This is a genomic window from Spiroplasma helicoides, from assembly GCF_001715535.1.
In the GTDB taxonomy this organism is placed as follows: domain Bacteria; phylum Bacillota_I; class Bacilli_A; order Mycoplasmatales; family Mycoplasmataceae; genus Spiroplasma_A; species Spiroplasma_A helicoides.
Window position 1 is genome coordinate 464,465 of sequence record NZ_CP017015.1, and the last position, 15,364, is coordinate 479,828.

The 15,364-nt window shown below is 23.4% G+C and carries 13 protein-coding genes; 11 read left to right on the top strand and 2 right to left on the bottom strand.

Annotated elements, in window-relative coordinates:
* Positions 1–30: 30 nt before the first annotated feature.
* The 3 genes from SHELI_RS02180 to SHELI_RS02195 all read left to right on the top strand — a co-directional run bounded on the left by SHELI_RS02180 (position 31) and on the right by SHELI_RS02195 (position 3,197).
* Complete coding sequence (locus tag SHELI_RS02180; protein WP_069116255.1) at positions 31–750, top strand: hypothetical protein; 720 nt, start codon at positions 31–33, stop codon at positions 748–750.
* A 14-nt stretch (positions 751–764) separates the two neighbouring features.
* Entirely contained in the window at positions 765–2,165 is a 1,401-nt protein-coding gene (locus SHELI_RS02185) for a hypothetical protein (RefSeq protein WP_069116257.1), read from the top strand.
* A 765-nt stretch (positions 2,166–2,930) separates the two neighbouring features.
* The gene (locus tag SHELI_RS02195; protein ID WP_069116261.1) at positions 2,931–3,197 is read left to right on the top strand and encodes a hypothetical protein; all 267 of its coding nucleotides are present in this window, start codon (positions 2,931–2,933) and stop codon (positions 3,195–3,197) included.
* A gap of 238 nt (positions 3,198–3,435) precedes the next feature.
* Here SHELI_RS02195 and SHELI_RS02200 read toward each other — a convergent pair whose 3' ends face one another.
* Positions 3,436–4,884: a hypothetical protein gene (locus SHELI_RS02200; RefSeq protein WP_069116263.1), complete on the bottom strand. Its 1,449-nt coding sequence runs from the start codon at positions 4,882–4,884 to the stop codon at positions 3,436–3,438.
* Positions 4,885–5,064: 180 nt separating this feature from the next.
* Here SHELI_RS02200 and SHELI_RS02205 point away from each other — a divergent pair, with 180 nt between their 5' ends.
* The 8 genes from SHELI_RS02205 to SHELI_RS02240 all read left to right on the top strand — a co-directional run bounded on the left by SHELI_RS02205 (position 5,065) and on the right by SHELI_RS02240 (position 14,248).
* The gene (locus SHELI_RS02205; protein ID WP_069116265.1) at positions 5,065–5,442 is read left to right on the top strand and encodes a hypothetical protein; all 378 of its coding nucleotides are present in this window, start codon (positions 5,065–5,067) and stop codon (positions 5,440–5,442) included.
* 63 nt (positions 5,443–5,505) lie between these two features.
* Complete coding sequence (locus tag SHELI_RS02210) at positions 5,506–6,108, top strand: hypothetical protein (RefSeq protein ID WP_069116266.1); 603 nt, start codon at positions 5,506–5,508, stop codon at positions 6,106–6,108.
* Between the two features lie 487 nt (positions 6,109–6,595).
* Complete coding sequence (locus SHELI_RS02215; protein ID WP_069116268.1) at positions 6,596–7,096, top strand: hypothetical protein; 501 nt, start codon at positions 6,596–6,598, stop codon at positions 7,094–7,096.
* 163 nt (positions 7,097–7,259) lie between these two features.
* Positions 7,260–7,778, top strand: coding sequence for a TIR domain-containing protein (locus SHELI_RS02220; RefSeq protein ID WP_069116270.1), 519 nt, complete (start codon positions 7,260–7,262; stop codon positions 7,776–7,778).
* A gap of 55 nt (positions 7,779–7,833) precedes the next feature.
* Complete coding sequence (locus SHELI_RS02225) at positions 7,834–8,199, top strand: hypothetical protein (protein WP_069116272.1); 366 nt, start codon at positions 7,834–7,836, stop codon at positions 8,197–8,199.
* 391 nt (positions 8,200–8,590) lie between these two features.
* The gene (locus tag SHELI_RS02230) at positions 8,591–9,607 is read left to right on the top strand and encodes a hypothetical protein (RefSeq protein WP_069116274.1); all 1,017 of its coding nucleotides are present in this window, start codon (positions 8,591–8,593) and stop codon (positions 9,605–9,607) included.
* Positions 9,608–9,661: 54 nt separating this feature from the next.
* Positions 9,662–12,724, top strand: coding sequence for a type I restriction endonuclease subunit R (locus SHELI_RS02235; RefSeq protein ID WP_069116276.1), 3,063 nt, complete (start codon positions 9,662–9,664; stop codon positions 12,722–12,724).
* Between the two features lie 3 nt (positions 12,725–12,727).
* Positions 12,728–14,248 carry a type I restriction-modification system subunit M gene (locus SHELI_RS02240; RefSeq protein WP_069116278.1) on the top strand — a complete coding sequence of 507 codons (1,521 nt, stop codon included), beginning with the start codon at positions 12,728–12,730 and terminating at the stop codon, positions 14,246–14,248.
* A 6-nt stretch (positions 14,249–14,254) separates the two neighbouring features.
* Here SHELI_RS02240 and SHELI_RS02245 read toward each other — a convergent pair whose 3' ends face one another.
* On the bottom strand, positions 14,255–15,313 hold the full coding sequence (locus tag SHELI_RS02245) for a restriction endonuclease subunit S (protein ID WP_069116280.1): 1,059 nt from the start codon (positions 15,311–15,313) through the stop codon (positions 14,255–14,257).
* Positions 15,314–15,364 lie beyond the last annotated feature (51 nt).

The window sequence follows — 15,364 nt, forward strand, 5'->3', positions numbered from 1 at the left end:
ATTTATGAAAAGTTAAGGAGTAAGAAAGTGATGAAAAAAATAGTAAGTTTAATGGGGGTAGTGTTTTTAGGAACATCAATAAGCAGTTATGCTGTTAGTTGTAAATCTAATAAATATTATCCTTCAATTACATTAATGTCAAAAGATGAAGTATTTGAAGTATTTGAAAATTCTTTGTTAAGCACACAATATAAATATGCAAATAAAAAAGAAATTACAGATACATATATTGATGCTTATAAATATAATTTTTATATTCTTTTTGACAAAGATATTCAACCAGTAAGAAATGGTTATTATTTAAATTTGGAATTTTTATCAGAAACAAGTCTTACATGAGAAGTTAAGTTAAATATTGAAGATATAAATGATAAAGATGGTTATTACAAAATTGATGAAGATAGTAATGTTGCTAGAAATTTTAGTTTACCCAAAACTAATGTTGAGCGTATTTATTTAGATAATTATTTTTTTGAATTAAAAGGCCCTGGATCTATACAGGTAAAAGTTACTAATTTTGCAGATTTATATAATGTACAATTAGATACTAGTTCAAAAACTATTACTGATAACAAAAGTTATTTAAAAGATGCTAATTTTGATAAAAAAAACTTAGGAACAATCAATTTTGATTTTAATAAAAATGATACAAAAGAAGATTTATATTTTGATTTTAAAATTAGAGCATCAAATTGTGAAAGACCAGTAATACTTGATGTATATTTATTAGCCAACACACAAAATAAATAAAAAGGAGAAAACAAATGAAAAAATTAAAAAGTACATTAGCATCAATTGCTTTGATAAGTTCAAGTAGTATGTTAGTGGCTTCATGCAAGCATGGTCCAGGAGTTATGGAATATCTATATGAAAATGAATTACTATCTATTTTTAAAAATGATGTGTGAACAGAAAATTTTGGATTTCGAAGTTTAGAGGAGATAAAAGAAAATACATATAAAAGTTATTATGGATATGATTATGTGATATTTGATGAACAATATGCAAAACAAGAAGGTTATTTCATTAGTCTTAATGTTTTAGAAGAAACACCTTCATTTTGAGAAATTCAATTTAAAATTAATGCTGTAAAACAAATGAATAATGGATATCAAGTTGATAAATCAAATGATCTTATAGTTCAAAATTTCAAATTTATAAAAGGTTATAATGAAGCTATCCAAGTTGATAAAAAATATATAGGTGTAACAAAACCAGGTATTCAAGATTTTAAAATTAAAAATTTTGAAAAACTTGAAGGTTTAAAAATGCGCTGAACAGGTGATTATGAATATTTACTAGAAGGCTATGAAGTTGATAAAAGTAAAGATGGAACTATTCATTTAAATTTTAAAGAAAATATTTCTAGAAAAGATGCTCATTTATCACTATTTATAGATGCAAAAAATTTAGATTCATGTATGATTAACATTACAATATATGCTAATAGACTAAATAATAAACTTTTCTTGCTTAATAATTTTGTAAATAATGTAGAACTAGGTGGTAGATTTGAGTTTCAAATTTTAAGAGCTGATCTTGTGAAAAATGTAACTATTAAATTAGCTGAAAAAAGTAAATTACCAGAAAATATAATAAATACAGATATGAAATTTAAATATGATTTGGAACAAGAAGTTATAAACGATATGATCATTGTAAGAGGATATTGAATATTTGATAATAATGAGTTTAACAAGCAGTTTTTAGAAGGCTATTGAAATACTACACATTTGCCTCTAGTAATAAGTGCTGATGGAATTGCAGATGATGGATATGCAACTTTGACAGTTTATGTTAATAATATTAATCCATTTGTGGGTTATGAAAATCATATGAAACTCTTAATGCAAAAAGATTATGTTATTGATATTGATAAAAGAATAAAAAATTTGAAAATGGTTTTTGAAAGAAGTATAGATGATATTGATACTTTCAAAATCAGAAATGGAGTAATTGATTATAATACTGTTGACTTAACTTCACAATCAAATATAGCTATTTCTACTATGGAAGTAAAAGATGATCGTGATAATGGAGTTGAATATTCTTTAAAATACGATATTATGATTGACACTAAAAATGGTGATAAAGTTTTAGTACAAGTTGATAATATTATATCTACTATGGGTAGTATTAGAGTTTTAAGAGGCGCTAATAATTAATATAACGAATAAATTCCATATACTTAAACTAATATATCTATAAACTAAGTAAAGCATTTTTTAATAAATCTACTTAGTTTATTTTAGTTAAATATAAAATACTTTTTAATTTAATAAACATATTTTATACATTTAACTACTTTATTATTGATACTTTAATCTTTTTATTTGAGTTGATATTTTATAAATAGATAATTTTTAAAAGAGAAAAAAGTGATAAAGATTAATAATTAACATAAGTTATAAAAAAATGTTATTAGATAAAGTTTATCTAAACAATCTTTAGTTAACATGAAAGGAAAGATAATGTGGATCTTATTTATGCAATTTTATTAGGTGAAATTATTGTATATGAATTTTGTTTAATATTTTCAAATCCTGGATATAGATTATTAATCTATTTAAAGTTTAACTTAGTTAAAAAAACTTTTTCTAAGCAAATTAAATAATACAATATTCCAATATTGGTAAAAAAAGACCAGTGAGTTGTTTATAGACCATTTTTAACAAGCTTTATTTTATTGACTTTTATTTATTGTGGATCTTTTTATTTTGTTGATTTTAATGACTTTGACTTTTTTATAATCTATATTATTGGAAATACAATTGGATATATTGGTTTTTTAATCTTAAATTTATTATGGTTTTTTGAGTTAAAAAAAGATTATTCAAAAACTATAAATTTGTTAAACAAAATGATTTAATAGATATTCTTAATAACCATAAATTAATAACTAAATTTAATAAAGATTTAATGAAATTAAAATGATTGATTTAAGAGATTCTAACAAAAGCTTTTTTGTATTTAATAGATTTGTTAAAGTTTTTAATAAAAAATTAAAGGATACTGATGGTAATGATTTTAAAAGAGTAAAAGTATTTTTAAGTTATTTAAGATCAAGTTCATTTATTTTTGAAAGATACTCAAATTTAAATAGTACAAATAATATTAAAATAGAATATCAAAATAATAGCTATGATTTCGATAGTATTAATGATGTTTTATTTGACTTTTTGGGTATTGAAAAGTAAAGTATTTGTAAATACCTAACTTTATAGATGATATAAAAAAAACAACCTTATTATCAAATTATAAGTTAAGACAAAATAGGCAAATTCAATAAAACTAGTTAAAATACTAGATTGCTTTTAAACTAAATATTCATCTACTTTAATATAAACTTATTTATAAAATAAGTACTTTTTATAAAATTTTGCTTCAGAATAACGGAAGTTAAGTAGACCATTTGCAAATATAATAAATGGTCTTTTATATATTAAAATTATATTTTATTTGTTGTAAATTATTGTAAATATTTGAGAACTTCTTAAAATAATAATAAAAATTTTCCTTATTTTCAAATTTATTACCAAAAGTTTTATAAAATTTTTGTTTAATTCATCCATTTAGACTTTCGGTTGGTGCATTATGTTTAAAGCCTTTTTTAGACATAGAATGAACTATAAAATCATTTTCATTTACATAGTTAAAAATAAGCTCATTAGCAAAGGCAGAACCTCTATCAGATTGTATTATCTTTTGATTTGCTTTTTCAATGGCATAGTTATTTGTTTCTTTAAAAACAGATAATGCACTATTTGAATTTTCACTTTTATCAAAACTATAACTAACTATAGTTCTTTTTTCTCAATCATATGATATTAAACAATTAATTTTACTTCTGTTTTTTCCATTATTTAAAAATATCTTAAAGTTTGTTCCATCCATACCAATTATATTTGGTCGACTATAATTCATTTCCACCAAGTCTTCTCTAACATAGATATTATGTTTTTTTGATTCTGATTTCTTAACACTACGTTTCTTTCTACTTGGATTATTTAATATTCATGGATGATCTACTCTAATTTTTCTAATCATTTTTTCAGATACTTTTACGCCTTTATTTACATAAATTCACTTACTTATTAAATTTGCGCCGCTTGCTAAACTATTATTTTTTAGATTATAGTCTATTATTAGTTTTTTGGCTATTGTATATTTAGGACTATTAAAATTTGGTAAATCATTAAAATATAGACCATTTTTAAATATAATTATTGGGTTCTCTAAATTATTTTTTAGTTTAAACTTAGAAAATGTATTTTTATGAATTTTAAAATAACTAATTAATCTATTAGTCCCCATACCATGCTTAGCAATAAAATAATATATTTGACAGCATGCATAATGTTTATAAGCTTTTGTTGCCATTATCATTATCTTGTCCTTCTTGCTCATCTTCAACATGTTCAACATTATAGTTGCTGTGCAAGAAGGTATGGACTTTTCCAAAATTTCTTTACTTGCCATTGCTAATATCTTTTCTTCTTTTTCGAACTTTAATTGTTTTTCTAAAAGTCTAATTTTTTCTTTTAAAACTTTATTTTCTTTTTCTTTTGTTTTTAAATCCTTAGATACAAATTCTTTTTTTAATTTTTTACTCATTATTTCAACTTCTTTGCATGTTTTAATTCTACTATCATAATGAGTAAGTTTACTTTTTTTATCTCAAATTCTTATTAATTGAGAACCAGCCTTAATATTCATTTCTAAAGCGATTTTATCTAAATTTTCTCCTGACCAATACCTTTTTAAGGCATTCTTTTTTAAATCTTCACTATACTTTCTAGGCATATTTTCCTTTCTAATATAAAAACCAGTTGTATATACAACTGGTCTACTTAGCTTCCTTTTTTCTTTCTTAAATAAAGACATTGTCTTGCTCTCTTTTTTATTGAATATTTAGGCAAAATATAGAGTGTTAAAGCCCTTAATAATGACATAATAAGTAAATATCAATAACCAAATTTTGAGAGTAATTATGCAAACTTATATATGTTAAAATAAATGAGTATATATCTCATTAATTATAGTATTTACTAATAAGGGGGAAAAATGCTTTTTTCAGAATATTTATCCAACAGTGATATTATTGCGATTTTTTTTGGAGTTATTAGCTTTATTCAGGCAGTTTGTATTGCTTTTTTTGGAGTAATATTTAGAAAAAGCGCTAAAAAAAGGGATGAAGAATATAAAAAGGATATAAAAAATATATTAGAAAGTTTAAATCACAATTTGATTGGTATAGTCAATATTGTAGCTTCTGAATATCAAAAAACTGTACAAAATACTGCCAATACAATCGATAATACTAATGAAGAGTATTTTGAAGAAAAATATAACATATTTCAACAAAAATTAAGGGAAGTTAAAAAGAGTCAAAATAACTTCGCTAAAAATAAGTTATGAAAAAAGAGACAAAAAAATAGCTAAAAGTGATAAAATTTAAATATAAATATCAATAATTACAAAAAAACATGAAAAAAGTGGTGCGTTATGAGAAAAAAATACGATTTTTATAGTGATAATTTGGTTTCTATAGAATTGAGAAAAAAAGCAGAAAAACTGGCTGAAAATAAAGATTTTGTTGAAAAATTAGGAATAATTTTATTAAAACAGTATAAAAGCAATTTTATAAGTTTTTTAAAGGAAAAAGAAAATATTATAACAAAAATATTTTCAAGTGAAAATGATGATTATATAGGTGTATTAGTCTTATTGTTTGAGACTGCAAAACTAATAAACAAAAATGAAATAAATTGAAATAAATTATATAAAAATTTTTACACTCCAAGTAAAAAAGAAGAAAGCAAGTGTAGAAAAGTGGAAGAAGAACTAATAAAAGAATTTGGACTTATTCCTTCTAATGATAAGCCAAATATAATGGGGAATGTTTTTTCATCAGCTCAATATGTCTTAAATTTCTTATTGAACCCAAAAGTAACTAGTGAAATAATTTTTGACCATTTGGCAAAAAATTACAGTAATTATGAAGAAAATAGTCAAAAAGAAATAAGTATTGAAGAAACAATAAACTTAAAATCAATAAATATTGATAATTTACAAATGATCAATTTTTATGAAAATCAAGTAGCATAAGAGAATTTATAAAATTCTTATCATATTGGTTATTTAATAGTAAAACTAGAGTATAAGTTTTTATTTATATTAAAACTGAAAAATGAAAATCCTTAATTTTAAAATTAAGGATTTTCATTTTGTATTTTTTAAAAATTAATTTTATAGTAAAAAATATACAATTATTTATAAATTAAAAAATACGAGCATATAAATATATAAAAAAATATAAATAAGATTATTCAGGAAAAATTAAGCTGAGTAGACGATTTTCAAATACAATAAGAGATCTACTTAAATTTCGTTGTTCTGCTTTATTTAATTAAATGTATAATAAACATAAATAAAAAAGGAATTTATCTAAAGGATTTAGGGTGAAAATAATGAATTGTAAAAGTCCAGAGTTTATATTATTTATAGTTTTCCTAGTAATAAGCTTATTTTTTATTTCTAAACATTTATTAAGTTTATTAGCGGCAACCGCAAAAAAATAAATTTAAAAAAGATTTTGTTAAAGGAACAAAAGTTTAGTAATGAAGAAGAAAAAAAACAGTTTATTAAAGGTATGAAAGAATATTTTAAGGATTTATTTATAGGAGCATACAATGAAAAGTTAGTTTACAAGTTTATAAATGTAGAAATACATAGAAGCAAAAATAAAATAAAGAACTCAGCTTGAGACTTTTTTGTATTACTAACAACCTCAGTTTTAGCGAATAAATCAGAAGGTCTTATTTCAGAAGCTGTAGATAGTATATACAAAGTGTTTCAATCTTCAAAAAAACTACTACTAGATATGGATGGATATAACTTAGTATCTGATGTTATTCTTAAGATTTTGAATACAAAAATAAGACCAATTTTAACCTGAACAAGAAGTTTTCCAAAAGTTTCTCCTACTGATAGTAATAAAATAAATGATAATCAAATTAGTGTAAATGACAAAAATGAGTTTTGAAATAAAATGAAAGATTTTAGAAAAGAACTTATAGAAAAAAAAATACCTTAGGTTTTTAGCAATTTGTTCTCTATCCACAATAACAAATGATGATATAATCAAATTGATTAATTATGAAGAATTTTATAATGAGTCAAAGGAAGAAAAAGAAATTGATGAAAAAATAAATGAGTCAATAGAAAAAATAGAGATTGAAGAATAGGAGGTATTTTATATGAGAAAAGTTTTTGTATCTTATTATCATAAAGATGATCAAATTTACAAAGATGGTCTAGTAAAATGAAGTGAACAAAACAAAGTTTTTATTGATGGTTCTGTTGATACAGGAGATATAGATGAATATTTACCTGCTGAAAGAATTTATCAAATAATAAGAGATGAATATCTTAGAGATACATCTGTAACAATAGTGCTATTAGGTTTAAATACAAAAAAAAGAAAACATGTTGATAGAGAAATAGGTTCTTCTTTGAGAGACACTGGTAAAAACCCTAGAAGTGGACTTGTAATTATTTTGTTACCTGAATTTGTAAGGAGCTTTGGAACTAATATTACCCAGCAAAATTCTGGAGAAAGAATATACGATAATGTTAAAAATGGTTATGCTGTTGTTATAGAATGAGATAAATCAAGTTCACAAAACTTAAAGTCTTTGATTGATAAAGCCTATTCAAATAAAGCAATAATTAATCCAGATAACAGCGCTCCATTTAGAACAAGAAATTCTGAATAAATTAACAATTAAATGCAATTACGAAAAGTTTTTTTAAAATAGGAGGTTTTTATTGATGCAAAATAATAAAAAAAATATGAGCGATATATATGATAGTATAGTAAATTCTAATATGAGTGATTCAGAAAAAATATCTATTTTATATAAAGAAATTTTAAAATTGAGAGAAGAAAACTTGTCATTAATAAATAATATAAATAATAAAAGACCAGTTACAATCATAGGTAAATATAAAATGGATTCAAGAAAACACCTTGAACTATTAAATAATTTGAAAGACAATGATGCTGTTTTAAAAATAGAAGAAATTAAAGATAAAAGAACACCACTTATAACACTTGACATGGACTCACAAGACTATAATAAAGCTTTAGAAATTATTGTAGGTAATTTAGATTATAAAAATACTGATAATGATTAATAAAAATATAAATTTTTAAACAAATTAATTTCTTTAAAAATTAATTTAAAAAGTTTAAAGATTTATTTTTTGTTTAACTAAATTATTAATCATGAAATTTTTGTAATTTAAAGATTTTTTATAAATAAACTTATAAAATAATTATTATACATACAGAATAAAAAACTTATGTATCATTTACAAATTTTTAACTAACTAGAAATAATTTGTTTAAAATGGAATAAAACAGTAAAAGAAAAGAGGTTTTATTATTAATATATTCTTAATTGGAAATGGTTTTGATTTAGCGCTAGGTTTAAATACAAGTATTAAGGATTATGTTTCATGAATTAAAGAAAGAGATTTTAAATATGAGCTAAATTTACAACAAGCTAGTTGTTTAAAAAGTTTTTTGAATGATTATGAAAAAATATGTTCTAAACTTAAACTTGATAATAATGCCTGAAATAATTTAGAAAGTAATATATATACCATTTTTAAAGAAATATTAGCGTGTAGTTTTAAAGATTTTAAATCTTATTTTAAAATAAAATATAATAAATCAAAAGAGTTATATTTTATTAGATTAAAAAAAGGATATCTAGTTTTTTCATATTTAACATCACAATACTATATAAGTGAAACTAATTTGTTAAATAATCATTCAAAAAATGAAGGAATAAATAAGATAACAAGATTTCTAAATTTAACACAAAAAGAAGATATTATTTTATCTTTAAACTATACAAATTTTATAAAGTTATTTGAAGATAATGATTTAGTGCTGAACTCAAAACTTTTTTTATTGCACTATATAACAACGGGACTGTTTTTTTGAAATTATAATTTAAATATACTTTCTCCTAGAAAAAATACAGAAATACTAAATTACTCAATATTGGGCGATTGACAGTCTTTTGATATTTTGGTTGATTTCAACTCCTTAAGCACAGATATAGTTAGAAAAAAATATATAAATCAGATAGAATACCGAAAAAGTCCACTTAATGTTAATATAAACACTAAAAAGGCATTTCAGTTAAATATTTTAGGTAATGAGTTGGTAAAAGAAGAAAAATTAATTTTTTTAAGTAAAAATAGAAACCCTTATTTATTTATACAAAACTACCCAAAAAATGTTTTAAAAAAAATTACAGACGAACTAAAATACACAAATAAAGATTGCATAAATAAAACTTTATATATATTTGGTTACTCTTTTTCTAACTCGGACTATCAAGTAAATAAATTTATAGCTAATTTGATTAGAGATAATTATAAATTAATAATTTTATTTTTTAAAGAAGATCAAAATAACATTAATTTGATAAAGAATACTTTTAATAATATTAAAAGATTTTATAAAGACAGTCTTTTCAAAAATCTTGAATATGATTATTTTATAAAAAAAATTATATTTTTTATATAATTAAATAATTTATCAAAAATAAGTTTATATAAAAACATAGAGTATAATATAATCATGGATAATAATTTTTTAATAAAAGAAGAAAAGTTTGAAAATGAAATTCAAAATGAATTAGAACAATTGGGTTGAAAAGTCATAAATGAAATTGACTTTAAAAGAAGGGACAATCAAGAAGCAATAAATTACAATTTATTGCAAAAAAAGCTGATAGAACTTAATCAAGTTAGTGAAAAAATTGCAAACTTAGCAATAATGGAAATACGAAAGAATCTCGATTCTTTATTAGAGATGAATAAAACAGCTCATAAGCATTTGACAGAAGGAATTCAGGTTTATGATGATCAAGAAAATAGATACTTAACTGTAAAATTAATCTCAGATAAAATAGATGAAAATACATATAATTATGTTAGACAGTTTAAAGTTTCTAATGGGGCAAATAATAGGATACCTGACATAACTTTATTCATTAATGGTTTACCAATAGTTATAATGGAGTTAAAAAGTCCACTTGCATTAGAAGGAATTGAAGAAGCTTTCAATCAAAATGAATCATTAAAAATTCATAATAAGACTTTATGGATGTTTAATGTTTTAAATTTTGTAAGTAATAGATTAATTACCAAGTATGGATCTACTACAGCAAGTCTTAAACACTTTTACGGTTGAAATAAATGAGATATAGACAACAACTCTAATCCTATAAAATTTTTATTTAATAAAGAAATGATATACAAAATTATTAATGTGTATACATTTTACTCTGATGAAAATGCTGCTATTAAATATTTAGCAGGACCACATCAAATTCAGGCAGTTGAAAATACTATTATTAGGTTACAAAATACTAATGACAATAGAGGTGGTGTTGTTTGACATACTCAAGGTTCTGGAAAATCAGTAACTATGGTATTTTTATCTAAAACAATAATGAAAACATTTAAACAATCAACAATACTATTGGTAACAGACAGAAATACTTTAGATGAGCAGTTGTTTAAAAGGTTTTTAAATGCACAAAACTATCTGAGAACAACAGCTGTATCTATTAATTCAAGAAAAGATTTGATTGAAAAATTAGATGGAAAAAAACATTTTGGAATTTATTTTATGACTGTTCAGAAGTTCACAGAAGAAACAGGTGTTTTATCTGAAAGAGATGATATATTTATTTTAGTAGATGAAGCACATAGAACACAAAATAATCTAGATGGTGAAAAGAAAATATCAAAAGAGTTAAAAGAATTTATAATAAAGTTTGGTTATGCAAGATATATGAGGGATGCATTTCCTAACGCAAAAATTACCGGATTTACAGGAACTCCATTAATGAAATACGACAAAGACACTAGAGCTGTTTTTGGGGATTATACACACGTTTATTCTATGAATGATGCTGTTGCAGATGGTGCAACTGTACCAATTCATTATGAAATGAGAAAGCCAAAGATTTTATTAAATGATAAATATCTTGCTGAAATGGATAAAATTCAAAATGAGTATATAAATACTTTAGATCCAAATGATATAAATTCACAGCAAAAAATAGATACTTTATTAAAATCTGTAAATATTTCTCAGGTTTTAGATGATGAACAAGTAATTGAAGCTAAATCAATTGATATGCTAAATCATCTTAAGTCAAGAGAAGGTTTGCTAAATGGTAAAGCTATGATAGTTGCAAACAGTAGAAAAGGGGCTTTTAGATATTATTCAAGTATTTTAAAAAACTTTCCTGAATATAAAGATAAAGTAATACTTGTAATAACTGAATCAAATAAAGATACTAACCCTGAAATGATAGATGCAATTGTTAAAAAAAGAGACGTAAATCAAGTAGCTTCTGAATTTAGAAAACCAAACTCAAAATACAAGGTAGCTATTGTTGTTGATATGTGGTTAACAGGTTTTGATGTTCCTGATTTAGATGTAATGTATCTTGACAAGATATTAAAATGACATAATCTAATGCAAGCAATAGCAAGGGTAAATAGAACTTTCGAAGACCCTAAAACTAAAAAAGTTAAAGAAACCGGTTTGATAGTTGATTATATTGGAATTTGAAAATTTTTAGCTGATGCTTTAATTCAGTATGCATCAGGTTCTGGTGAATCATTAGACATAAATATAGAAGATGTCCAAAAAGCTTTAGAAAAGTTAAATGAACTATTTATGATAGTAAACGATCACTATATAAAAGATTTATTAAAATTTAATGAATTAAATTCTCAAGAAAGATATAATTTTATAATGAAATCACTTAATAGCATACTTGAGTTACCTGTAGAAGAAAAAAACAAGTTTGTAAAGTTGGCAAGAAAATCAAAAAGATTATTCAAAATAGCTTATTCTTCAATCAGTGAAAACGAATCAACTATTGCAAAATGTATCGAAATAGTAAATTCACTTTTAACCTCAACAAGCATTCAAAGAGACATAAATTTAGCTTTAACTATTGAAGCATTAAAAAAAGCTATTGAAAAAGCAATTGATACAAGAGTTACTGATGTTGAAATTCTAGAATCAAAGCTTTCTAAAGATATAAATGAAGTCGCAAACATTTTAGCAACAGAGGCAGAGTCTCTTATTAAAACAGCACCAAGAGTAGCTTTAGAATTGTTAAAACATTCAATAGAAGCACAAATACAACAAATTGAAAGAATTAGACCATTTTTTGCTAAAATGGCTTCAGAAAAGTTAAAAGAGATAATTGAAAAAATAGAAAAAATTGATGATATTCAAAAAGTTATTGAATTATTAAAGGAATTAGCTAGAGAAATAATGTATGAAAATAATAAAGAACTTGATTTTCAAGATCCACAATTACAAGCATTTTTTGAAGTTATTTCAAATGATGAATATTTACATTACAACAAAAACTCAGAAGTATTAAGACAAATAGCAATAGATTTGATGGATTCTGTTAAAGAAAATTTTACAGATCAATTTAGCAATAATCCAAAAGTGCAAACTAAGGTTTTAATTGAATTGAAAAAAATTTTAAAAACAAAGTATGGTTATCCACCTGAAAAACTTGGTGGATTATCAGGTATTTTAATAGATAGAATAAAAAACGAGATCAAAATAAATGAAAGCTACTTTAGAAAGGATGATTAAAAAATGGCCAAAAATATACAAGATATAGAAACTAAACTATGAAATGCAGCAGATACTTTAAGAGGAAACATGTCAGCTGAAGAGTATATGCATACAATACTAGGAATATTATCTTTAAAATATATTTCTGATAGAAATAAAGTTGGTTTAAAAAACTTGATAAAAGATGGATTAAGTTTGGACTTAATAAAACCAGATGAATTTTACTATCAATATAATGCTTTTATAGTTCCAAATGAATCAAATTGAAATTATATAATGAGTTATGCAAATGACAGTAAAATAGGAGAAGTTTTAGATAATGCTTTTCTAAGATTAGAAGAAAGTAATTCAATGCTTCAAGGAATATTTAATAAAAATTACAATAAAGAAGGAGTAGATCAAGTAAGATTAGGAGAAGTTATAAAAATTTTTTCTGATGAAGATTTTTCTGATGATGATGAAGATATCATTGGTAGAATTTATGAATACTTTCTAGGTAAGTTTTTTAGAGATAGAGGACAAAGTGGAGGGGAATTTTATACTCCAACATCAATAGTTCAACTTATGGTTAATTTAATTTCTCCGACAAAGGGTACTATTTATGATCCAGCTTGTGGTTCTGGAGGAATATTGGTTCAATCTAAAAAATATATTGAATCACATGGTGGTAAATTAGAAGATATAACAGTTTATGGTCAAGAATTTAATAATGTTACATGAAAGTTAGCGAAATTAAATCTAGTTTTAAATGGATTTCCCTTACTAGATACAGAACAAAATGGTGTTTTAGGACAAAGGTCTGCAGATACATTTACTGACGATCAGCATAAAAATAAACTCTTTGACTTCATAATGGCAAATCCACCATTTAATATGAAAAAATGAGGCCAAGACAAATTACTTGAAGACCCTAGATTTAAATGAGGAATTCCACCTGCAAATAATGCAAATTACGCATGATTGTCACATATAATTTCAAAACTTAATACTAACGGACGTGCAGCAACAGTTTTAGCGAATGGTTCTTTGTCATCGACTACAGGAAATGAAAAATTAATAAGAGAAGAATTTGTAAAACAAAATAAAGTTGATGCAATAATAGAGTTACCAGATAAATTATTTTATACTACAGGCATTCCAGCTTGCATATGAGTTTTCAATAATAACAAAAAAAATGATAATATTTTAATGGTTTCAGCTCAAAATTTTGAAGGAAACATGATTTCTAAAAAGCTAAGAGAATTAACCATTGAAGAAATAAAAAATGTAGCAGATTTTTACAATATGCATTTAAATGGAGAAGATGTTGAAGAGTTGGGTTTAGCTAAAACAATATCAAGTCAAGAACTATCAGAAAATGATTATTCTTTTGTTCCAGGAAGATATGTAGGAACAAAAGAAAAAAGTATTGATAAAAAACAAATAAAAGAAGATATTCAAAGTTTATCGAAAGAGCTATTCTCTTTGATGGATGAACTTGAGGAAATAACACCTAAAATAAAAGATTCAATAAAAAAAGCATTTGATTTTGAAGAAGATTAAATACTTTTATTTTATTATCAATTTCATCAATTTATCCTTTATTTTAATAGCCTTAATAATTAGTTTATTTAAAATTATAAGATACTCTCATATATTTGTAATTTCTCTAATTACTAATTTTAAAGGTATTTTATTTAACAAATCTTGTTTTGCCATGACCGGCATCTTAGTTCCTTTAGAAAATTGTTGACAAAGCTCTCAAAATTTATCATCTAATAAATTACAAATTATAGATGTATGGTTACTAACAACCTTAAATGAATAAAGAGTACCATTAACATCCGCTTCATAAGGTAATATTGCAAATTTATTTAAGTAAGTTCTTATTGAACAAAAAAGTAAACTACCTCTTTCTGCATAAAAACTATTAGTTTTGTAAGTGTTTGGTTTTTCTAAATTATATATAAATGTATCTCTTTTATGTAAAACTTTTGCTGAAACTTGTCCAATATTTAAAGGCTTATCTTTTTTTTCTGTTACTATATCTTTTAAAAAAACTGTTTTTTCACTTGTTTTTTGATTTTTTATGATATTTAATAAACAATTCTTTTGCTTTAAAATTGATGAACACAGAACTTCAAAAGGTTCAATAATGTCAATTATTTTTTGTTGTAGTTTTTTTTCTGGTAAATCAATGGTTGTGTTCAATAAATTCGGTCCGTAAAAATGTTTTAAAACCGCTCCAGTAGATTGCTTTTCAAAAATTGATTTATTTATGCATAAAAAATAAAATAAATATTTTAAGAGAATTTTTTCTTTCGGAATTATATTTAAAACTCCTCTGTTTGCAGTGACATCTATATCTAATATAGATGTCAAACCAACAGAACCTGATTTAGATCAAACAATAGATCCTTTTTTAAATATTTGCTTTTTATTTTTTATTAATTTGTAACCTTCTTCGCTAAGTGACATAGTTGTTGTTTTTACATACCCACAATGATTAAAATCTGCAACTTTCATTCAAGATATTATGTTACCACCAAAATATTTTTTTTCATTTATAGGTGGATTAACATAACCTTCCATGTAAGTGCATACATCTTTAAGTTTATAAATAGCCATTATTGAACATCTCCTATTTATTTATAATACTATAGTATTTATTATTAATAA